A 20104-nucleotide genomic window follows, 5' to 3' on the forward strand; every position below is an offset into this window, starting at 1 on the left:
GGTGCCATGCCGGGGGCCTGCGGCCCGCATCGGCATGGAGGCTGTGACCGGGCGCACGTTCGACGGCGGCTACGCGAGAACCCCCACCCCGGCCAGGTTCTCGATCATGCGCCGGGTGCTGGGTCCGACCACCGCGGCCCAGTCCTCCGGGGTGTCCGCCAGCCAGCGGGCCATCAGTGCGGCGAAGCCCGGCACCTGGCGGCCGAGGTCGACGAGTCCGCGGTCGAAACGGGTCGCACCGGCGGGGGTGCGCACGAGCAGCCGGCCGGTCCGGTGGACGAGGTCGCGGAGCTCGTCGTCGTCGCGCCGGGCCGCCGCGTGCAGCAGCGCGTCCAGGACGGCGGGGTCGTGCTCGTGCGCAAGCAGGAACTCCAGGAGTTCGCTGCGCAGCGGGCGGGAGGCGGGGGCGCCGGGAGCGGCGAGCACGGCGGCGAGTGCCGTCCGCACCGGCTCCGGGCCGCCGTCCAGGAGGCCGGTGACCAGGGGGAGGAGGTCGGTCCGCGCGGTGGGGCCGTGATCGAGGCGGCGGTCGACGTAGACGCCGAGGTGGGCGGCCGTCTCCGGCCACCGTACGACGGTCTCGCGCACCAGGGCGGCGGCCCGGCGGGCGAGGGCGGGCGTCGTGACGTCGGCGAGCGTACGGACCGCCTCGCCCGCGTCCGGGCCGTGCAGCCGGGCCCGGAAGGCTTCGAGAACGGGGTCGGAGTGGGTGGTGAGGGCGGCGGCCAGCGCGCTCGGCGGGAACTGCGGGTCGCCGGAAGCGAAGTGCCGCAGCGCCTGTGGGAGATGGTGGGCGCGGGTCTGCGGATCGCGGACGAGGAGGGCGAGCGCGCCGCCGTGCAGGGAGCGGTCGGCGGGGCGGGCCAGCAGGAACTGGGCTGCGTAGCGCAGGAGTTCACGGTCGGCCTCGGTCCGTACGTGCGGGGCGGCCCGCAGTCCGTACGCCACCGCCGCCACCCGCCGGCCCGGCCGCTCGTCGTGCGCCCACCGGTCCACGGCCCGGCACACGGCCGACGGCTCCTCCTCGGCCAGTACGGCGAGGAGTTCGTCGGCCCGCCCGTGCGCACAGCCGACCAGCACCTCGGTCAGATCGTCCAGCGCCCGCCGCCGATGCGTGTGCAGCAGCGCCTGCGCGGCCGTCGCCACGGTCGCGTGCGGGGTCGCGGGCAAGGGCCGCTCGTCGTCGAACCAGCGGGTCAGCAGCGGCTGTACGGCGGTGGGGTCGGCGGCGAGCAACTCGGCGGCGGTGTCGAGGAATCGGGGCCCGCCGCCCTCCTGCGCGGCACCGTCCGCGAGCACCAGCCGCCGCAGCAACTCGAACCGCTCGGCCTCCGGCAGCGCCAGCGCGCTCCAGAAGTCCGGCCCGAACTCCGCCGGTACGTCGTCGTGTTCCTGCCGTCGCGCCACCAACTGGTCGGCGAGCAGCCGCAGTACGCCGCTGTACGGCGTCGCGTCCGGCACCCGTGCCAGCACCCCGGAGAGCAGCCGCGCGGCCCACCAGGAGTGCGGGTCGGCTTCCAGGGCCTGCGTCAACTCCTTGAGCCGTAGCGCGAGTTGACCGGTGCCGTGCTCGCGGGCGAGGAGCAGCAGGGCCTGTACGACGGGGCCGATGCGGTGGTGCGGGACGGGGAGGAGATGCGCGGCCCGCTGGGTGCGCGGGCGGTGCACGAGAGCGTGCAGTGCCTCGTCGAGGTCGAGGTGCGTGCCCTGGATCCAGTCCGCCAACTCCTCGTGGGCGAAGCGGTATCCGGTACCGGCCGGCACGAGAAGCCCCTCGGTGAGGACGGCCGACGCCCACCCGGTACCCCCGCCGAGCCGCGCCGGCGCGGGGCCCCACGGGAACACCGCCTCGAACGCCTCCCGGCCCAACTCCCCCTGCCCCGGCCCGAGACTGCGCCGCGCCGCTTCGTGCACCTGCCCGGACACCTTGGCGGCGAGCCGCCGTACGGCGGTGCCGCGCAGGCCGTTCTCGGCGGCGAGGCGGACGGCGACGCGGAGGCACATGAGGTCGAGGTAGGCCGAGAACACGTCGTCGCGGTGGAGTGGCGCGGCGGGGGCGGCGGGCAGTGCGGCGAGTACCTCGGAGAGCAGGCGGAGGGTGAGGGGGTGACGGGCGTCGGGGTCGGCGAGGGTACCCTCCGGGACGCCGTAGGCCGCGCGGGCCCGGCGGGCTTCGTCGTCCCGCAGGTCACCCAGGCGCACACAACTCTCCGAGGCGTCCCCGCAGTGCAGCAACTCCCTTGAGAACCCCGCCCCTTCCCAGTACTCCGCCCGGCACCCCACCACCAGCCGCGCCCCGCTCCCGCGCAGCCACTCCCCCGTCCCCCGGGTCCACTCGTCCAGCCGGTGCGCCAGCACGGGTGGCATCTCCTCGGGCCCGTCGAGCAGCAACAGCAAGGGCCTGCCCGCCTCGCGCGCGACCCGCGCCAGCCGCTCGGGGCCGACGTCGCCGAGGCCTCCGGGCGGGGCGACGGACGCGGCCAGGATGCGGGCCGCCCGCTCCACCGTCCGCCGTACCGCGTCCGCCACCGACGCGTCGCCGTCGCGCAGATCGGCGCCGCGCAGCCACAGCGTGGGCGCCGGTTCCGCCCCGCCGTTGCGCCGCGCGGCGAACGCCGCGAGTTCCGTCGTACGGCCGCTGCCCGGGGGCCCGACGAGGCCGAGCACGGCGGCCGGGCTCGTGGTGAAGCGGGCGAACTCCCTTGCCACCGACGGGCGTTCGACCGGCCGCAGCATGGACGGGCCGTCGAGGCCGTGGCCGGGGCCGACAAAGCCCGCGAGCGCGCCGGGCGGGCCGTCCGAGCCCACCGAGGTGGCCGTCAGTTCCAGCACACCCGCGAGGTTGAGGTCGGCGCCGTACGCGGGCACGGTCGCCGCGTTGCGGGCGAGGAGTTCGGCCAGTGGGCCGTCGGGCGCGCGCAGCGGTACCGCGAAGCCCGTGTCGCGCTGCCCGGACTGCAGCGCCGTGCCGAGGACGGCGACCACCGCTCCGGTCACCGTGTCGAGGACCGGGCCGCCGGCCGCTCCGCCGCCCAGCCGCAGGGCGTCCCGCCCCGCCGTGCCGATCGCCAACTCCAGAGCGTCGTCGAGGAGATGGAAGCGGTCGGTGGCCGTGTACGTGACGGAGGTCGCACCCAGGACCCGGGCCTCGCGCCAGCAGCCCGCGGCGATCCGCACGTAGGTGCCGGTCCCGATCCGGTCCCGGACGGTGACGGGGAGCGGGTCGACGCCGAGTCCTTCGGTGCGGACGAGGGCCAGGTCGAGGGCGGGCAGCGGGGTCACCGCGTCGGCGGTCACCAGGCAGCTGCGGTCGCCGGCCGCGTGCAGGACGAGCCGGGGCAGTCCGTCGACGGCCTCGTGGCTGGTGATCACCGTGCCGTGGTGGTCGGCGACGAATCCGGTACCGCGCGGACGTCCGGCCAGATCGCGGATCCGCACCAGAGCCTCGTCACCCGGCACCGGCGCGTCACCCGGCACCCGCGCCTCGGCCGCGGTGACGCGCTCCTCCTGCGTGTGACGGCCGCCGCCCGCCCGCGGGTCCCGTCCCACCATGGTCGAACCTCCCCGCTGTACCCCTGCCCTGTGTTCGACGGTAGGCGTGGCGTGATCAGCGGGACAGATCGCGCGGTGAACGCGCCCCCTTCCGCTCCCTCGGTTCACTCCGAGCGCCTGCCCAGGTGGGTGAATAGACGCGGAGGGTTGGATACACCCTAGGGGTGGGGGAACCGAGGGGGGACCGTGGAGCGGCGGGAACGTGGACCCCGTGACCGCCGCTCCACGGGCGGGAGTTGGCCCCCCGGAGAGGTCTCCGGGGGTGTCGCTCAGGCGAAGACCGCGAGGCTCTTGGCCTTGCCCTTCTGTGCCTCGACGAGGGCCAGGAAGCGGCCCGTGGGGTCGAAGACGCCGACCGCGCCGACGCCCGCGTACTCCTCGGGGATGTCCAGGCGGACTCCGTTGAGCAGCAGCTTCGCCCGCCTCTCGTCCACCGACCAGCGCGGGAACGCGGCCTCGGCGGCCTCGGCGATCGGCATCACCGTCAGCTCCTCCTGGAGCTGGTCCAGGGTCCTGGCCGAGTCCAGCTTGTACGGGCCGACGCGGGTGCGGCGCAGGGCGGTCAGGTGGCCGCCCACGCCGAGGTCGGCGCCCAGGTCGCGGGCGAGCGCCCGGATGTAGGTCCCGGAGGAACAGACCACCGAGACCACCAGATCCAGGACGGGGGTGCCGTCCTCGGCGACGGCGTCCCGGACGTCGTAGACCGCGAAGGAGGAGATGGTGACGGGGCGGGCGGGGATCTCGAAGTCCTCGCCGTCGCGGGCCCGTTTGTAGGAGCGCACGCCGTTGATCTTGATGGCGCTGACCTTGGACGGGACCTGCATGATCTCGCCGCTGAGCTTGGCGATCCCGGCGTCGATGGCCTCCCGGGTGACCTTCGAGGCGTCGACCGACCCCGTGGTCTCGCCCTCGGCGTCGTCGGTCAGGGTGCTCTGGCCCAGGCGGATCGTGCCCAGGTACTCCTTCTCCGTCAGCGCGAGATGACCGAGGAGCTTTGTCGCCTTCTCGACACCGAGGACGAGCACGCCCGTCGCCATGGGGTCGAGGGTGCCGGCGTGCCCGACGCGGCGGGTGCGGGCGATGCCGCGCATCTTGGCGACCACGTCGTGCGAGGTGAAGCCCGACGGCTTGTCCACGATGACAAGGCCGTCGGGCGTCTGGGTCTTCTGCGTCATTCGGCGGCGTCGTCCTCGTCGTCCGGCTTCTTGTACGGGTCCGCGTCGCCCGCGTAGGCGGCGCCCGCCGAGACCTCTCGCACCTTCTCGTCGGACTGCCGTGCCTTGTCGAGGAGGTCCTCGATGGTCTTGGCGGTGTCCGGCAGGGCGTCCGCGACGAAAGTGAGGGTCGGCGTGAACTTCACGCCGGCCGCGGCACCCACGGCCGAGCGGAGCACGCCCTTGGCGCTCTCCAGACCGGCGGCGGCTGCCGCGCGCTCCTCGTCGTCCCCGTACACGGTGTAGAAGACGGTCGCCTCCCTCAGGTCCCCGGTGACCCGGGTGTCCGTGATGGTGACGTGCGAGCCGAGCCGCGGGTCCTTGATCCCGCGCTGCAGCTTCTGGGCCACCACCTCTCGGATGAGGTCCGCCAGCCTCTTGGCACGCGCGTTGTCGGCCACTGGTCCGTCTCCTTAGTAACTACGTCTTGCTGCTTGCTTCAGTCTTCGTCGCTGTGGAGCCTGCGTCGAACCGAGAGCAGTTCCACCTCGGGCCGCCCGGCGACGAGTCGCTCGCAGCGGTCCAGTACGTCGGTGAGGTGTCCCGTGTCCCCGGAGACCACCGCGAGCCCGATCTCGGCCCTGCGGTGCAGGTCCTGACTGCCCGTCTCGGCCGCGCTCACCGCGTACTTGCGCTGGAGTTCGGCCACGATCGGACGGACGAGAGAGCGTTTCTCCTTCAGCGAGTGGACGTCGCCGAGGAGCAGATCGAAGGACAGAGTCCCCACATACATGTGTGCCCGGATGTCCCGCCGGTTCGGGGTATGGGCGCCGGTCTTGGACGCCGATACAGGAACCGTACACGCAACGGCCGGGGCCGATCGACGGAATTGTGTCCCCGCCGACCGGCCCCGATCGCGTGCTGTGACGATCAGCCGCGAGGCTTCTCGCGCATCTCGTACGTCGCGATGACGTCGTCGACCTTGATGTCGTTGAAGTTGCCGAGGTTGATACCGCCCTCGAACCCTTCGCGGATCTCGGTGACGTCGTCCTTGAAGCGACGCAGACCGGAGATGGTGAGGCTCTCCGCGATGACCTTGCCGTCGCGGACGAGGCGCGCCTTGGTGTTGCGCTTGACCTCTCCGGAGCGGACCAGGACACCGGCGATGTTGCCCAGCTTGGACGACTTGAAGACCTCGCGGATCTCCGCCGTGCCGAGCTCGACCTCCTCGTACTCCGGCTTGAGCATGCCCTTCAGGGCCGCCTCGATCTCCTCGATGGCCTGGTAGATCACCGAGTAGTACCGGACGTCGACGCCCTCGCGCTCCGCCATCTGCGCCGCTCGGCCCGCTGCGCGGACGTTGAAGCCGATGACGATCGCGTCGGAGCCGGTCGCCAGGTCGATGTCCGACTCGGTGACCGCACCCACGCCGCGGTGCAGGACGCGGATGTCGACCTCGTCGCCGACGTCGAGCTGGAGCAGCGAGGACTCGAGAGCCTCCACCGAACCGGACGCGTCGCCCTTGATGATGAGGTTGAGTTCCTGCACCAGACCGGCCTTGAGGGCCTCGTCCAGGTTCTCCAGGGAGAACCTGACTCCACGCCGGGCGAAGTTGGCGTTGCGCTCGCGCGCCGCGCGCTTCTCGGCGATCTGACGTGCCGTGCGGTCCTCGTCGACGACGAGGAAGTTGTCGCCGGCGCCCGGGACGTTGGTGAGTCCGAGGACGAGGACCGGGGTCGAGGGACCCGCCTCTTCCACGTTGTCGCCCTTGTCGTCGAGCATCGCGCGGACACGGCCGTAGGCGTCGCCGACCACCATGGTGTCGCCGACCCGCAGGGTGCCGCGCTGGACCAGGACGGTCGCGACGGCGCCGCGGCCACGGTCGAGGTGGGACTCGATCGCGATGCCCTGCGCGTCCTGCTCCGGGTTGGCCCGCAGGTCGAGCGAGGCGTCCGCGGTCAGGACCACGGCCTCCAGCAGCTGGTCGATGTTCAGACCCTGCTTGGCGGAGATGTCGACGAACATGGTGTCGCCGCCGTACTCCTCGGCCACCAGACCGAACTCGGTGAGCTGACCGCGCACCTTGGTCGGGTCTGCGCCCTCGACGTCGATCTTGTTGACCGCGACCACGATCGGCACGTCGGCCGCCTTGGCGTGGTTCAACGCCTCGATCGTCTGGGGCATCACACCGTCGTTGGCCGCCACCACGAGGATCGCGATGTCGGTCGACTTGGCACCACGGGCACGCATGGCGGTGAACGCCTCGTGACCCGGGGTGTCGATGAAGGTGATCTTGCGCTCTTCGTCGTTGACCTCGGTCGTGACCTGGTACGCGCCGATGTGCTGCGTGATACCGCCGGCCTCGCCCGCGACGACGTTCGTCTTGCGGATGGTGTCGAGGAGCCGGGTCTTGCCGTGGTCGACGTGACCCATGACGGTCACGACCGGCGGACGCGCGACGAGGAACTCCTCGCCACCCTCGTCCTCGCCGAACTCGATGTCGAAGGACTCGAGCAGCTCGCGGTCCTCCTCCTCGGGGCTGACGATCTCCAGGACGAAGTTCATCTCGTCCGCGAGGAGCTTCAGCGTCTCGTCGGAGACGGACTGCGTGGCAGTGACCATCTCGCCGAGGTTCATCATCACGCCGACGAGCGACGCCGGGTTGGCGTTGATCTTCTCGGCGAAGTCGGTGAGCGAGGCACCGCGCGACAGACGGACGGACTGTCCGTTGCCACGAGGCAGCATCACACCGCCGACCGACGGGGCCTGCATGGCCTCGTACTCCTGGCGCCTCTGCCGCTTCGACTTGCGACCACGGCGCGCGGGACCACCGGGACGACCGAAGGCGCCCTGTGTGCCACCACGGCCACCCGGACCACCGGGACGACCGCCGAAGCCGGGACGGCCACCGCCGCCACCGGCGGGAGCACCCGGACGGCCGGCGAAACCGCCGCCACCGCCACCGGGACCCGCGGGACGACCGGCGAAACCGCCACCGCCGCCACCGGGACGACCGGCGAAGCCGCCGCCACCACCGGGACGACCGCCGCCGGGACCGCCCGGACGACCGCCGCCGGCACCGGGACCACGGCCACCGGGGCCGCCACCGGGACGGGGGCTGCTACCCGCAGCGGGACGCTGCGGCATCATGCCGGGGTTCGGACGGTTGCCACCGGGGCCACCGCCCGGACGCGGAGCGCCGCCCTGCGGGCGGGGCATGCCGCCCGGGGTCGGACGCGCGCCACCCGGAGCACCGGGACGGGGACCGCCCGCAGCACCCTGGGGACGGGGACCGCCCTGACCGGCACCCTGCGGACGCGGAGCGCCGCCGGGAGCACCACCCGGGCGGTCCTGGCCGCCGGGACGCGGGGCACCGGGACGGGGCGCCCCAGGGCGCGCCATGCCGGTGGAACCGCCGGAGGTGAACGGGTTGTTGCCCGGACGGGGACCGGCCGGACGAGCACCGGGGCGCGCGCCCTGGCCACCCGGACGCGGAGCGCCGGGACGGTCGCCGCCACGCTCGGGACGGTCGCCACGACCCTGTCCGCCCTGGCCGGGACCGGCCGGACGGGCAGCGCCCGGACGGGGCGCCTGGCTAGCCGGACGCGGGGCGCCCGGACGGGGTGCGGAGCCGCCGGTGGAGGCAGGGGCGGCCGGAGCCGCGGGAGCCGCCGGAGGCGCGGTGAACTCGGGCGCGGTCGGCGCCGGGGAGACCGGGGCGGGCCGCGGCGCGGGCCGCGGGCCCGGACGGGGGCCACCGGTGGAGGCCGGTGCGGCGGGCGCGGCCGGGGCTGCGGGAGCCGCGGCGGCGCTCTCGGCGACAGCCGGCTTCGGGGCCGGCGGACGCGGGGCGGCGGGACCCGGACGGGCACCCTGCGCCGGAGAGGGGGCTCCCGGACGGGCCGGGGCAGCCTTCCGTGCGGGGGCGGGCTTGCCGCCTCCGCTGCCCTGCTGGAGGGCGTCTGTCAGCTTGCGTACAACGGGCGCCTCGATCGTCGAGGACGCCGAACGGACAAATTCACCGAGTTCTTGGAGCTTGGCCATGACGACCTTGCTCTCCACCCCGAACTCCTTGGCGAGTTCGTATACCCGGACCTTAGCCACTTCGCTCCTTTTAGGTCCGGGTGCGTCCGGACCGTCGCTACTTCATGGGCGTACTCATCGCGTGCTCATCGAGTGCTCATCGCAATCTCGACCTACTTCCAACTCGCGGAATACCGGGCCGCACGGAGGTTCCGTACGACTCGCTCTTACGGTGTTGCCTGCTCGACGGAGAGACGCAACGCCTTTGTGTCGAGCGTTCCCTGGGCACGCAGCGCCCGTGGGAACGCCCGGCGGCGTACCGCCAGGTCGAGACAGACCAGGGCGGGATGCAGATAAGCACCCCGGCCGGGCAGCGTACCGCGATGATCGGGGACGCATTCGCCCTCGACCGCCACGATGCGCAGCAAGTCCTTCTTGGCCGCTCGCTCCCGGCACCCCACACAGGTGCGTTCAGGGCATGCGCGGGCTCGCGTCCGGCCAGACACTGCTAAGTCTACCTCCCCGCACCGACCTCACCCCTGCCGGGCAAGAATCGAACGGCTGTTGTCGTGATCTAAGCCACTGACGGCCGAGAACTATTCCCCTGGCTGGTCGGACGGCTGTTCGGTGTCCGGACGGATGTCGATCCGCCAGCCGGTGAGGCGGGCCGCAAGCCGGGCATTCTGCCCTTCCTTGCCGATCGCGAGCGACAGCTGGTAGTCCGGCACCGTCACGCGCGCGGAGCGGGCCGCGAGGTCCACCACCTCGACCTTGGAGACCCGCGCCGGGGACAGCGCGTTGGCCACCATCTCGGCCGGATCGTCCGACCAGTCGACGATGTCGATCTTCTCGCCGTTCAGTTCGCCCATCACCGCGCGCACCCGGCCGCCCATCGGGCCGATACAGGCGCCCTTGGCGTTCAGACCGCTGCGGGTGGAGCGGACGGCGATCTTCGTGCGGTGGCCGGCCTCGCGCGCGATGGCGGCGATCTCCACCGACCCGTCGGCCACCTCCGGCACCTCCATGGCGAACAGCTGCTTCACCAGGTTGGGGTGCGTACGGGAGAGGGTCACGGACGGACCGCGCATGCCCTTCGCCACCCGGACGACGTACGACCGCAGGCGCAGCCCGTGCGGGTACTCCTCACCCGGCACCTGCTCCTGCACCGGCAGGATGGCCTCCAGCTTGCCGATGTCGACGAGCACGTTCTTCGGGTCGCGGCCCTGCTGGACCACACCGGCGACGATGTCGCCCTCACGGCCGGCGAACTCGCCGAACGTCACCTCGTCCTCGGCGTCCCGCAGCCGCTGCAGGATGACCTGCTTGGCGGTGGTGGCGGCGATCCGGCCGAAGTCGGACGGGGTGTCGTCGAACTCGCGCGGCTCCTCCCCCTCCTCCAGGTCCTCGGGGTCCTCTTTCGCCCAGACCGTCACATGGCCGTTCTCACGGTCGAGCACCACGCGCGCGTGGCGACGGCTTCCCTCGGTGCGGTGGTAGGCGATGAGGAGGGCCGACTCGATCGCTCCGACCAGCAGGTCGAAGGAGATCTCCTTCTCCCGTACCAGGCCCCGCAGGGCACTCATGTCGATGTCCACGGCTACGCCTCCTCTGCGTTCTCTTCGTTGTCGTTCTTGTTCTTGCGGTTGAACTCGACCTGCACACGGGCCTTGAGGACATCCGCGAAAGCGAGCCGCTTGGCGGTCGGCTTGCGCCCCTTCACTCCGGGCACTTCCACGTCGATCCCCTCGTCGTCCACGTCGAGGATCCGGGCGACCAACTCACCGCTCTCGGCCAGCTGGAACTTCACCAGCCGGTCGGTGGCACGCACGTAGTGACGGTGCTCGGTGAGCTCGCGCTCGGCACCGGGGGTCCCGACCTCAAGGGTGTACTCGCCCGCACCCATCGCGTCGGTCTCGTCGAGCTTCGCGGAGAGCGCGCGGCTCACATCCGCGATCTGGTCCAGATCGGCACCCGTGTCGGAATCGACGACCACGCGCAGCACCCGCTTGCGTCCGACCGAGTCCACTTCGACCTCTTCGAGATCGAGTCCCTGGGAGCTGACGAGCGGTTCCAGCAGTACTCGCAGCCTCTCGCTCTGGGTCGTGCTCATCCGGGTGACTCCTCGGCCGCGTGTGCTGTTGTGGGTAGGGCGCGTGTCTGCTCAAAGGGTATCCGGTCCTGGAGCGTGTTGCCGCCCACGTGTGCCTCCGGCAGTGGGGGCGGGCGCCGTTGGGCTCGGGTGGTTGCGGAGGTCGGGCGGGTACGGGTCGCAGCCTGCCGATCGCGCACTTCCCCGCGCCCTCGGGTGGGCCCACGAGCCGGTGACATGAGTCCGGGGCATGCGCGGGTACCGTGATCACGGGCGCGCAGCCCTTCCCGTGTTTTCGTTCGTACGAGCCCCCGAGGACGATCCGCCGTGCCGTTCCCCCCACCTCCGCGCACCCTCACGGGACCGCGCAGAAGGAGCCTGCTCGCCTCGGCCGCCGGAGCCGCGCTCCTGGTGGGCTGCTCCACCGACGCCGACGACACCGAGAACACCGCGGGCAGCCCCTCGGCCGCGGAACGCGCACGCGCGCGTGCGGCCTCCGACAGCGAGACCCTGCTCCAGCAGTACGACGCGGTGCTCGCCGCCCACCCGACTCTCGCGGAGCGCCTGAACCCGCTCCGCGCGGAGGTCGTCCGACACGCGACCGCCTTCGGGGGCGGCGGTTCCACACCCTCTCCTACGGCCACTGCCGCGCCGTCGGCATCGGCATCGGCCTCCGCCGTACCCACCACCGAGAGCGGCGCCCTCGCCGGGCTGGCGGCGGCCGAGCGGACCCTCGCCGACAAGCGGGCCAAGGCCCTGATCGACGTGCCGGGCGAGCTGGCCCGGTTGCTGGCCTCGGTGGCTGCGGCCGGGGCCGGGCACGCGTATCTGCTGACGGAGGATGCCAAGTGAGCGAGGAGAAGGCCGCGGAACTGACCGCACTGCAGGCGGCCCTGGCCGCCGAGCACGCGGCGGTCTACGGCTACGGCGTGGTCGGCGGCCGTATCCGCGAGGGCCGGCGCACCGAGGCCAAGGCCGCCTACGACGGGCACCGGGCCCGGCGGGACGCGCTGGTCCGGGAGGTACGGGACCTGGGCGGCAGGCCGGTGGCCGCGTCGGCCGCGTACGCGCTGCCGTTCCCGGTGCCGGACTCGGCCGCCGCCGTACGGCTCGCCGCGGAGCTGGAGGAGCGGGTGGCCGGGGTCTACTCCGACCTGGTGCGGGCGTCGACCGGCGGGGTGCGCGGTACGGCCGCGGAGGCGCTGCGGGAAGCGGCGGTCCGGGCGGTGCGCTGGCGCGGCGGCAGCGTACCCTTCCCAGGTCTCGCCGAGCGGGCCGCGACCCCAACGGCCTCGGCGACACCCACGGCGTAACACCGCACCGGGCCGCAGGACCATATGAAGGGAACTACTCGCGCATGGCTTTCGAACCGCCGCAGCGTCTGGTGAGGGCGCTCGGTGAGACGGCACCGAGCGGTGACGACTGGTTGGAGAAGCTGCCCGAGGTGGCCCAACAGGCCGTTGATCTACGCGAGTTGACTGTGGAACGGGTGCAGGTGCCCGGTGGGCGCAGCAGCCTGGTGGTGCTCGTTCGGCAGGCCGACGGAACGCCGGCGGTGCTGAAGCTGGCCCCGCGCCGGGCCCGGCCGGAGAGCGAGCGGGCCGCGCTCGCGCACTGGGGCGGCCGGGGGGCCGTACAGCTGGTCGAGGTGGCGGCCGGTGAGGGTGTGCTGGTGCTGGAGCGGTTGCATCCGGATGTGTCGGTGCGGTCGTTGCCGGAGGCGAAGGCGTTGCTGGAGGCGGCGGGGGCGTTGCGGCGGCTGTGGGTGGAGCCGCCGGGCGATCACGCGTTCGAGACCGTGGCCGAGCGGACCGGGCGGCAGGCCGCGGCCATGCGGGACAGCGGGGCGGAGGTCGCTTCGCTGGTCTCGGCGGCCCTGGACGCCCGGGACGAGTTGTTGGCCGCGCCTCCTGAGGCGCGGTTGCTGCACGGGACGTTTCGGCAGAGCAAGGTGCTGGCCGGTGACCGGGTGCCGTGGCTTGCGGTGGGGCCGGATCCTGTCGTGGGTGAGTGCGCGTTCGATCTGGCTCGGCTGGTGCGGGACCGGGTGGAGGACCTGATCGCCACACCTTCGGGGGCCGCCACTACCAGGCGGCGGATCAAGCGGCTGGCGGAGTCGCTGGAGGTGGATCAGGAACGGCTGCGCGGCTGGACGCTGTTCCGGGCGGTGGAGTCGGGGGTACGGGCGCGCCGCGTGGGGCGGACATCGGACGCCGAGTTGCTGCTGGAGTTCGCGGGCTGGCTGTAGCCGCAGCGCGGGCGGAGCCCGGGGCGGTCCCCTCGGCGTGCCGCGGTCGGGACGGCGCTCCCCTGCTGGAGGTCCTCGCAGGGGAGCGCCGTGGGTCCGGCCGACGTGCCTCCCGAGCCTGCCAACCGGAGCTTCGCGGGGCGGCCGGGAGGCCGTCCCGTGCCGTGTCAGCGCTCGGTCGGGGGCCGCGCCTGCGGGTGTTGCCGGACGGGGGCGGCGAACAGGGCTCCCTCCATGGCCAGCAGGCGGGTGTGACTGCGGATGTGGGCGGCCTGCTCCAGGGCGGCGGGGCCGTCGCGTCGCAGGTGGTGGGCGGTGTGATCCACCCGCCGGACGTGCCCGAAGAGCGGAGGGTCCCTCGGCAGCAGCCACCAGGACAACTGCCGGTCCCCGGCGACGAGGCTCAGCAGGTGCCTGCCGCCGACACCGGGCCGACGGCCGGGCCTTCGCCGTCGGCCCGCTCCGGCGACAACGGCCCCAGGTATGCGGCCACATTGGCGAGGGAGCAGCGCTCGGGCCTGCCGTCGAGGGACATCAGGGGCATGCCGTCGCTGGCCCGGTGCCCCTGGAAGTACCAGACGTCCCCGTGTCCGTCGCGCTGCGGCAGGGCCAGGTCGTACAGGATCTCGCCGATCCGGAACGGACGCTGCTGCGCGCCCGTCGCCGGCTCCGGAGCTATCTACAGTCTTCACGTAGATGCATACAGTGTCAAGTTGTGCACGGACCGCGAGGAGAGGGCAAGCCCCCACGGCGGGAGTGCGCGGGCCCACACCCGCGCATTTGCGGTGGAACAAACGCGATAGCGCTCCGGCATGCACCAGAAGCCCGAATTGCCGGTCTGCGATCTACTTGCGCTTGTAGATAGTGATGCCGGATCCTCTGTTGCGTGACGAACCAGCAAAGCCGCCGAGGAGACGCAGAACCCGGCAACGATCCGGCCCGTCAGGACGTAGACCTGACGGCTCTGCTCGAACGCCTCCTGGCACAAGCCCCGGGAAAGACCCAGAAGGACCTGGCGTCGGCAACGGGCATCTCGTACCCGACACTCAACGCGTGGATGAACCGGACCCGCGGCACCTCTCGCATCGACCCGGAGAAGCTGCGGGCCATGGTGGAGGTGTTCCGCGGCTGGGGCGTGCGGACGACCCCTCGCGAGTTCTTCGAAGCCGTGGGCCGCGCCGCGCCCGGGCCCAGCGCGGACGAGCGGGAGGCGCGACTCCTCAAGCTGTACCGCCAATTGCCGGAGGCACGTCAGCGCGCACTCATCAAGGATGCCGAGGCGATGCTCCAGGTCAGCCGCATCACGTGAGGTCAGCGACCTCCGCCCCGGCCCCTCGCGGCGACGCCGGCGCCCGACGGGCAGGGAAAGGCGATACACCCCGGACGAGTGAATATGACCGAAACTCTCCCAGCCTCCGACGGCCATGGATAGCAACGGTCAACCGCTGACCTCCCGGAGCGGATCACTCGCGTCGTCGTGCATCCCTGGGGAGACAGTTGTGTGCATCCACATTTCATTAGCGGACAATCTGCCTGAAATCGCGACATGGGACCCGGACGAGGTCGTCATCCGTGTCGCCAGCCTGCTGCGCTGCTTCTGCGGCATGCGGGTGGAACTCCCGCGCGAGCTGGTCACCGCCGAGGTCTGCTGATTTCCCGTCAGCCCGTCGGCGCCTGAACCGGCGCCGGCGAGGGGCCGGGCGGACACCTCGCGCCCAAGTACGCACTGTCAAGGGCGAATCACGCCGCCTCCGCGGCCCAGGCTGCCCCGGCCGCCGGCTCCGGTGGACGTCAGCCCGCCGGGGTCGGCGTGAGCTTGAGGGCGAGGACGGGACAGTCGGCGGCGGCTCTGCGGGCGCGCCTGACCGTGCGGGCGGGGATGCGGGTGTCCCCGGCCAGGGGATAGCCCCACTCGTCCATGGTGATGTGGTCCGGCAGCAGCTCCGCGCACAGGCCGTGGCCCTGGCACGCCGTCCAGTCGATGTCGAGCTGTTGGTCCATGTCAGCGGGCCTCGTTCGGGATCGGGAGGAAGGGGGTGCGGTCGGTCGCCGTGCACAAACCCCTTGCGTGGGCGTCCAGTTCGGTCGCGAAGGTGGTCAGTGCGCTGCGCACGAGGCGGACCGTGCCGTCGGGGTGGTGACAGGCACCTCGGCCCTCCACCAGGCCGGACCAACGGGCCACGTCCTGACGGGTGGTGGACTGGGGACCGGGAGTGGCCAGGGTGCCGAACGCGGAGGCGATGCGCGGCAGACCGTTCAGGCAGGGGCCGCACTGGCCGGCCGACTGGAGGGCCAGGTAGCGCAGGACTCGGGCGGTTTCGGCCACTCCGCAGCGACCGGCGGGGAGGGCGGCCAGGACACCTGCCCCCAAGTACGTTGCGTCCAGTGTGAGTTGGGCTGCTTCGGCGGCCGGGATCCAGGTGCCGTGGTAGCCGCCGACAAGTACCGCGGACATTCCGTCCAGGGGCAGGAGCCGGTTCAGCGGGAGCCCGAACGGGGCTTCCACGACCCGGACTTCGCGGCCCGGCACCTGCAGGGTGCAGAGCGTGCTGCCGGGCTGGGTGGGGCTGCCCGCGCTGCGGAACCAGTCGGCGCCGTAGCGGGCGACCAGGGCGAGGTGGGCCAGGGTCTCCACGTTCTGGACGAGCGTCGGCGCCTTGCGCACCCCGCGTTCGCGGACCGGTGGGCGCTGGTGGCGTGGCAGCGGAGCGTTCCCGGAGACGTACTGGGCGAGTGCCGAGGCCTGGCCGGAGAGGAAGCGTTTGGGCAGGCGGACGACCTTCACGTTCAGCGGGTCGTTCCGCTGGGCCAGGGCCGACTCCAGGTAGGACGCGCCGTCCTCGACGGCCAGGTGGACCTCCCCCGCGCCCACCGCGCGGGCCGCCAACTGCAGCCCGTCCAGGACCAGATGGGGTGACAGGCGGAGCAGGGTCTTGTCCTTGCGGCTGGCCGGCTCGCCCTCCGCTCCGTTCGCCACGACCACGGGGGCGCGGCCCGTGCGGCGGCTCGCGTCGGCCACCGCGACCAGCTTGCGGTACGTCGGGAACGCGGCGCCTCCGCGTCCGGTGAGACCGGATTCGGCGACTGTTCTCAGAAGGGCGTCCGGATCGCCGTACGACAGTGGGCCGTAGCGCTGTTCGTGAGTGGCGAGGTCGGCCGCGGTGCCGCCGGGGGCGAGGAGGCGGGGGGACATGTAGACGTCGGTGAAGGTCGTGGTCACGGTCGGGCTCCTTCGGCTGTGCGGAGCAGGGCTGCGGGGGTGCGGCGGGCGGCGCGGGCGGAGTGGGCCAGGCGGATGCCGAAGGCGGCGACCACCGCGGCCACGCAGGACACGGTCAGCCAGGTCATCCAGTCGGCGCCGGTGTCCGTGCCGATGCCGATGCCGTGGAACAGGGCGACGGGCCAGGAGGCGTACGCGAGCCAGTGGACCGCCCGCCAGGTGCGGTGTCCGATGCGTTCTCTGAGGAGGCTGGTGACCAGGACCGCGAGCATCAGGTCGAGGGCGACCGTGCCGAGGCCGAGCCAGAGCGGCTGGTAGTCGGAGACGAAGGGGATCACCGCGTCGAGGACGCTGATGTTCACGTAGCCGTCGATCACCGCCACCGCGATGTGCAGGGCCAGGAAGGCGGTCGCGGAGAGGGAGAGCGAGCGGTGCAGGTTCACCGTGCCGAAGCGGGGCAGGCCGGGGAGCCGGGTGCGCAGGCGAACTGCGATGCCGAGCAGGACGACGACCGTGAACAGGACGAGGCAGACGGCTCCGGTGGCGCGGTTGGCGTACCAGAGGGTTTCGGAGGTCATGCGGCGGCCACCAGGGATGTGGGCCAGCCGGGGGTCGTGACGACCGTCCCGTCCTGTGCGACCAGGCGGGCCGGCAGGCCGAGGCGCGTCAGCCAGAGTTCCGCGCCCGCCCCCTTCACCATGGCCGCCGTGCTCGCCGCGTTGGCGTCGGCGCTCGTCGCCGCGGCGACCGAGACCGTGCGCCAGGGGCTGCGGACGGGGAGGCCGGTGCCCGGGTCGACGATGTGGTGCAGCTCGTGGCCGCCGCGGCGCCAGTTGCGGGCGGCGGTGCCCGAGGTGGCGAGGCCGCCGGAGCGCAGGCCGATCGTGGCGTACGTGCCGTCCGTGGGCGTCTCGTCGACGGAACCGGTGATGTCCTGGACGCGGATGTTCCAGCCGCCGGCCGGGGGCTCCCCCGCCACCGCCGTGTCGCCGCCGAGACTCACCAGGACTCCGCAGCCGGCCACGTCGGCGAGCATCGCGGCGGCCTTGTCGGCGGCCCAGGCCTTCGCCGTGGCGCCGAGGTCGAGGCGGACGCCGGCCGGGACGGTGACCGTGCCCGTCGTACGGTCGAGGTCGATCAGGCGCCAGCCCGGGGCGCGCTTCACGGTGAGCCGGACCGGGCGGTCGTCCTCGCGGACGAGGGTGAAGTCGCGGTCGTAGCCGATGGCGTTCATCGCCGAGCCGACTGTCGGGTCCACCGCGCCGTCCGTCGCCTCGGCCGCGCGCAGGGCGACGGCCAGGGCTTCGGCGAGCAGCGGACTGACGGTGACCGGGCGGCCCGGCGAGGCGTCCAGGGCGGCGAGTTCGGAGTCGGCACGGAACCGGCTGCAGGCCGCGTCGACCTCGGCGAGGTGCCGGGCGAGGAGCAGGTTGCAGGAGTCCAGCAGGGCCGGGTCGGTGACGACCAGCCGGACGCCGGTCCCCAGGGCGCGCCAGTCGGCGGCGGCCGTCCTGCGCAGGGTGGTTGTGGTCATCACGACGCTCCCGACGTGGAGTCGGTGGAGCCGCCGGACGAGGACGACACTCCGCTGGAGGACGCCTGGAGGTCCGAGGACGATGAAGAGGACGACGAGGAGGACGAGTTGTCCGAGGAGGAGCTGCTCGTCGAGTCGTCCGAAGAAGTGGAGGACGAGGAGGAGGACGAAGACGACGACGAACCGGTGTCCGTGCTCGCCGTCGTGTCCGACTGCAACGTGCCGACCAGGGCGAACACCCCGGCGGCTGCCGCCAGCGTGACCGCTGCCGTGGCCGCCGCGATGCGCCGCTTGCCTCTGCGGACCGCCGCAGCGGCCCCACGCTCCTTGACTGTCATGACCGTTCCCCTCCGCAGTGACTCTCTGTCACTCACTACGGTCGGGGATCAGCCTGAGAGAAGTCTGTGAAGCGCCCATACGCCTCCCGAGAACTCTCTGAGAGGAATCTTAAATTGCTTGATGCTTCAACAAGGCCGCCCGGCAGGCTTGTTGAAGCCTGCCGGGCGGTGCTTACGCTGCCGGGCGGTGCTTACGCGGTGAGACGCGCGATCGCCTCGTCGACGGTCAGTTCCTCGCGCTCGCCGGTCCTGCGGTCCTTGAGCTCCAGGACGCCTTCGGCGGAACGGCGGCCGGCGACCAGGATCTTCGGTACGCCGATCAGCTCGGAGTCGGTGAACTTCACGCCCGGGGAGACCCCGGCCCGGTCGTCGACCAGGACGCGCAGACCGGCCGCGCGCAGCTTCTCCGAGACGTCGAGGGCGAGTTCGGTCTGCAGGGCCTTGCCGGCGGCGACCACGTGGACGTCGGCCGGGGCGACCTCGGCGGGCCAGCACAGGCCCTTGTCGTCGGCGGTCTGCTCGGCGAGGGCGGCCACCGCGCGGGAGACACCGATGCCGTAGGAGCCCATCGTCACGCGGACCGGCTTGCCGTGCTGGCCGAGGACGTCGAGCTTGAGGGCGTCGGCGTACTTGCGGCCGAGCTGGAAGATGTGGCCGATCTCGATGGCACGGTCCAGCTTGAGGCCGGTGCCGCACTTGGGGCAGGGGTCGCCCTCCTGCACGACCACGACGTCGACGTACTCGCCGACCTCGAAGTCACGGCCCGCGACGACGTTCTTCGCGTGCGTGCCCTCCTTGTTGGCGCCCGTGATCCACGAGGTGCCGGGGGCCACGCGCGGGTCCGCGATGTAGGTGACCTTGTCGCCCAGGCCCTGCGGGCCGACGTAGCCTCGCACCAGGTCGGGACGGCCGGTGAAGTCCTCCGCAGTCACCAACTCGACTGCGGCGGGGGCGAAATGGGCCTCGACCTTGTCCATGTCGACCTCGCGGTCACCGGGCACTCCTACGGCCACGATCTCGCCGTCGACCTTCACGAGGAGGTTCTTCAGGGTGGCCGAGGCCGCTACGCCGAGGTGGGCGGCGAGGGTCTCGATGGTGGGGGTGTCGGGGGTGGGGATCTCTTCGAGCGCGGGCACGCCGGTGGCGTCCACGGGCTTCAACTCGTACGCGATCGCTTCGGTGTTGGCCGCGAAGTCGCAGTTCGGGCAGTCCGCGAAGGTGTCCTCGCCGGCCTCGGCCGGGGCGAGGAACTCCTCCGACTTGGAGCCGCCCATCGCGCCCGCGGTCGCGGCGCAGATGCGGTAGTCGAGGCCCAGACGCGCGAAGACCTTCTGGTAGGCCTCGCGGTGCAGGGCGTACGACTTGGCGAGGCCCTCGTCCTCCGTGTCGAAGGAGTACGAGTCCTTCATCAGGAACTCACGGCCGCGGAGGATGCCGGCCCGGGGGCGGGCCTCGTCGCGGTACTTGTTCTGGATCTGGTAGAGGATGACCGGCAGGTCCTTGTAGGAGGACGCCTGGTCCTTCACGATCAGCGTGAAGATCTCCTCGTGGGTGGGGCCGAGGAGGTAGTCGCCGCCCTTGCGGTCCTTGAGGCGGAACAGCTCGGGGCCGTACTCGTCCCAGCGGCCGGTCGCCTCGTACGGCTCCCGGGGCAGGATCGCGGGCAGCAGCACCTCCTGGGCGCCGATCGCGTCCATCTCCTCGCGCACGATCCGCTCCACGTTCGAGAGGACCTTCTTGCCGAGGGGCAGCCAGGACCAGATGCCGGCGGCGGTACGGCGGACGTAACCGGCCCGCACGAGCAGCTTGTGGCTGAGGACCTCGGCGTCCGCCGGGTCGTCGCGCAGCGTCTTCGCCATCAACTGGGACATGCGCTGGACCGGTGCGTTCGCCATGGTTCCTGTACTCCTGCCGGGAAAGGGTGATGGCTAGGAGGTTAGCCGGGC

Annotated in this window: 21 protein-coding genes; 6 read left to right on the forward strand and 15 right to left on the reverse strand. The window is 72.3% G+C overall.

The window, feature by feature from the left end:
* Positions 1-69: 69 nt before the first annotated feature.
* The 8 genes from AB0I51_RS09880 to rimP form a co-directional block, all read right to left on the reverse strand.
* Positions 70-3552: a trypsin-like peptidase domain-containing protein gene (locus AB0I51_RS09880; protein WP_362973200.1), complete on the reverse strand. Its 3483-nt coding sequence runs from the start codon at positions 3550-3552 to the stop codon at positions 70-72.
* A 269-nt stretch (positions 3553-3821) separates the two neighbouring features.
* The gene (gene truB, locus AB0I51_RS09885) at positions 3822-4727 is read right to left on the reverse strand and encodes a tRNA pseudouridine(55) synthase TruB (protein WP_362973202.1); all 906 of its coding nucleotides are present in this window, start codon (positions 4725-4727) and stop codon (positions 3822-3824) included.
* Positions 4724-5167 carry a 30S ribosome-binding factor RbfA gene (gene rbfA / locus AB0I51_RS09890; RefSeq protein ID WP_362973204.1) on the reverse strand — a complete coding sequence of 148 codons (444 nt, stop codon included), beginning with the start codon at positions 5165-5167 and terminating at the stop codon, positions 4724-4726. The genes truB and rbfA overlap by 4 nt, the downstream gene beginning before the upstream one ends.
* A 38-nt stretch (positions 5168-5205) precedes the next feature.
* Positions 5206-5499: a DUF503 domain-containing protein gene (locus tag AB0I51_RS09895; protein WP_019074817.1), complete on the reverse strand. Its 294-nt coding sequence runs from the start codon at positions 5497-5499 to the stop codon at positions 5206-5208.
* A 137-nt stretch (positions 5500-5636) separates the two neighbouring features.
* On the reverse strand, positions 5637-8810 hold the full coding sequence (gene infB / locus AB0I51_RS09900; RefSeq protein ID WP_362973206.1) for a translation initiation factor IF-2: 3174 nt from the start codon (positions 8808-8810) through the stop codon (positions 5637-5639).
* A gap of 146 nt (positions 8811-8956) precedes the next feature.
* Positions 8957-9235, reverse strand: a complete 279-nt coding sequence (locus tag AB0I51_RS09905) for a YlxR family protein (protein ID WP_362973208.1) — start codon at positions 9233-9235, stop codon at positions 8957-8959.
* 90 nt (positions 9236-9325) lie between these two features.
* Positions 9326-10324 (reverse strand): transcription termination factor NusA, encoded by a 999-nt coding sequence (gene nusA, locus AB0I51_RS09910; RefSeq protein ID WP_362973210.1) that lies wholly within the window; start codon positions 10322-10324, stop codon positions 9326-9328.
* Positions 10325-10326: 2 nt separating this feature from the next.
* Positions 10327-10839, reverse strand: coding sequence for a ribosome maturation factor RimP (gene rimP, locus AB0I51_RS09915; protein WP_362973212.1), 513 nt, complete (start codon positions 10837-10839; stop codon positions 10327-10329).
* Between the two features lie 306 nt (positions 10840-11145).
* On the opposite strand from rimP, the gene AB0I51_RS09920 reads away from it, so the two are divergent.
* The 3 genes from AB0I51_RS09920 to AB0I51_RS09930 are packed head-to-tail and all read left to right on the forward strand — an operon-like array spanning position 11146 to position 13066.
* Positions 11146-11670 (forward strand): hypothetical protein, encoded by a 525-nt coding sequence (locus AB0I51_RS09920; RefSeq protein ID WP_362973214.1) that lies wholly within the window; start codon positions 11146-11148, stop codon positions 11668-11670.
* The gene (locus AB0I51_RS09925; RefSeq protein ID WP_362973216.1) at positions 11667-12131 is read left to right on the forward strand and encodes a ferritin-like domain-containing protein; all 465 of its coding nucleotides are present in this window, start codon (positions 11667-11669) and stop codon (positions 12129-12131) included. Before AB0I51_RS09920 ends, AB0I51_RS09925 begins: the two co-directional genes overlap by 4 nt.
* Before the next feature lie 44 nt (positions 12132-12175).
* Positions 12176-13066, forward strand: coding sequence for an aminoglycoside phosphotransferase family protein (locus tag AB0I51_RS09930; protein WP_362973218.1), 891 nt, complete (start codon positions 12176-12178; stop codon positions 13064-13066).
* 167 nt (positions 13067-13233) lie between these two features.
* Here AB0I51_RS09930 and AB0I51_RS09935 read toward each other — a convergent pair whose 3' ends face one another.
* Positions 13234-13392, reverse strand: coding sequence for a hypothetical protein (locus tag AB0I51_RS09935; protein WP_362973220.1), 159 nt, complete (start codon positions 13390-13392; stop codon positions 13234-13236).
* A gap of 77 nt (positions 13393-13469) precedes the next feature.
* A complete protein-coding gene (locus tag AB0I51_RS09940; RefSeq protein ID WP_362973649.1) occupies positions 13470-13745 on the reverse strand; it encodes a BN159_2729 family protein in 276 nt (91 codons plus the stop codon).
* 207 nt (positions 13746-13952) lie between these two features.
* On the opposite strand from AB0I51_RS09940, the gene AB0I51_RS09945 reads away from it, so the two are divergent.
* Together AB0I51_RS09945 and AB0I51_RS09950 are read left to right on the forward strand one after the other, a co-directional pair.
* Positions 13953-14375: a helix-turn-helix domain-containing protein gene (locus AB0I51_RS09945; RefSeq protein ID WP_362973222.1), complete on the forward strand. Its 423-nt coding sequence runs from the start codon at positions 13953-13955 to the stop codon at positions 14373-14375.
* A gap of 190 nt (positions 14376-14565) precedes the next feature.
* Complete coding sequence (locus tag AB0I51_RS09950; RefSeq protein WP_362973224.1) at positions 14566-14718, forward strand: hypothetical protein; 153 nt, start codon at positions 14566-14568, stop codon at positions 14716-14718.
* Positions 14719-14857: 139 nt separating this feature from the next.
* Here AB0I51_RS09950 and AB0I51_RS09955 read toward each other — a convergent pair whose 3' ends face one another.
* Genes AB0I51_RS09955 through AB0I51_RS09970 form a run of 4 tightly spaced genes read right to left on the reverse strand, consistent with a single transcriptional unit; the run spans position 14858 to position 17820 of the window.
* Complete coding sequence (locus tag AB0I51_RS09955) at positions 14858-15067, reverse strand: ferredoxin (RefSeq protein WP_362973226.1); 210 nt, start codon at positions 15065-15067, stop codon at positions 14858-14860.
* Between the two features lies 1 nt (position 15068).
* Positions 15069-16286 (reverse strand): NADH-ubiquinone oxidoreductase-F iron-sulfur binding region domain-containing protein, encoded by a 1218-nt coding sequence (locus tag AB0I51_RS09960; RefSeq protein WP_362973228.1) that lies wholly within the window; start codon positions 16284-16286, stop codon positions 15069-15071.
* Positions 16283-16864, reverse strand: a complete 582-nt coding sequence (locus tag AB0I51_RS09965) for a ferric reductase-like transmembrane domain-containing protein (RefSeq protein WP_362973230.1) — start codon at positions 16862-16864, stop codon at positions 16283-16285. The genes AB0I51_RS09960 and AB0I51_RS09965 overlap by 4 nt, the downstream gene beginning before the upstream one ends.
* Positions 16861-17820 carry an FAD:protein FMN transferase gene (locus AB0I51_RS09970; protein WP_362973232.1) on the reverse strand — a complete coding sequence of 320 codons (960 nt, stop codon included), beginning with the start codon at positions 17818-17820 and terminating at the stop codon, positions 16861-16863. Before AB0I51_RS09970 ends, AB0I51_RS09965 begins: the two co-directional genes overlap by 4 nt.
* Positions 17821-17835: 15 nt before the next feature.
* On the opposite strand from AB0I51_RS09970, the gene AB0I51_RS09975 reads away from it, so the two are divergent.
* A complete protein-coding gene (locus tag AB0I51_RS09975) occupies positions 17836-18228 on the forward strand; it encodes a hypothetical protein (protein WP_362973234.1) in 393 nt (130 codons plus the stop codon).
* Positions 18229-18349: 121 nt separating this feature from the next.
* On the opposite strand, the gene AB0I51_RS09980 is transcribed toward AB0I51_RS09975, so the two are convergent.
* Complete coding sequence (locus AB0I51_RS09980) at positions 18350-20053, reverse strand: proline--tRNA ligase (protein ID WP_362973236.1); 1704 nt, start codon at positions 20051-20053, stop codon at positions 18350-18352.
* Positions 20054-20104: the final 51 nt, after the last annotated feature.

The sequence above is a fragment of the Streptomyces sp. NPDC050549 genome, from assembly GCF_040655035.1.
Classification (GTDB): domain Bacteria; phylum Actinomycetota; class Actinomycetes; order Streptomycetales; family Streptomycetaceae; genus Streptomyces.

What these genes read in the sequence shown, in the direction of transcription:
- truB (WP_362973202.1), bottom strand. Translation starts at nt 4,727, where the DNA reads ATGACGCAGAAGACCCAGACGCCCGACGGCCTTGTCATCGTGGACAAG.
- AB0I51_RS09965 (WP_362973230.1), bottom strand. Translation starts at nt 16,864, where the DNA reads ATGACCTCCGAAACCCTCTGGTACGCCAACCGCGCCACCGGAGCCGTC.
- AB0I51_RS09930 (WP_362973218.1), top strand. Translation starts at nt 12,176, where the DNA reads ATGGCTTTCGAACCGCCGCAGCGTCTGGTGAGGGCGCTCGGTGAGACG.
- AB0I51_RS09955 (WP_362973226.1), bottom strand. Translation starts at nt 15,067, where the DNA reads ATGGACCAACAGCTCGACATCGACTGGACGGCGTGCCAGGGCCACGGC.
- AB0I51_RS09970 (WP_362973232.1), bottom strand. Translation starts at nt 17,820, where the DNA reads ATGACCACAACCACCCTGCGCAGGACGGCCGCCGCCGACTGGCGCGCC.
- AB0I51_RS09880 (WP_362973200.1), bottom strand. Translation starts at nt 3,552, where the DNA reads ATGGTGGGACGGGACCCGCGGGCGGGCGGCGGCCGTCACACGCAGGAG.
- AB0I51_RS09895 (WP_019074817.1), bottom strand. Translation starts at nt 5,499, where the DNA reads ATGTATGTGGGGACTCTGTCCTTCGATCTGCTCCTCGGCGACGTCCAC.
- rimP (WP_362973212.1), bottom strand. Translation starts at nt 10,839, where the DNA reads ATGAGCACGACCCAGAGCGAGAGGCTGCGAGTACTGCTGGAACCGCTC.
- AB0I51_RS09980 (WP_362973236.1), bottom strand. Translation starts at nt 20,053, where the DNA reads ATGGCGAACGCACCGGTCCAGCGCATGTCCCAGTTGATGGCGAAGACG.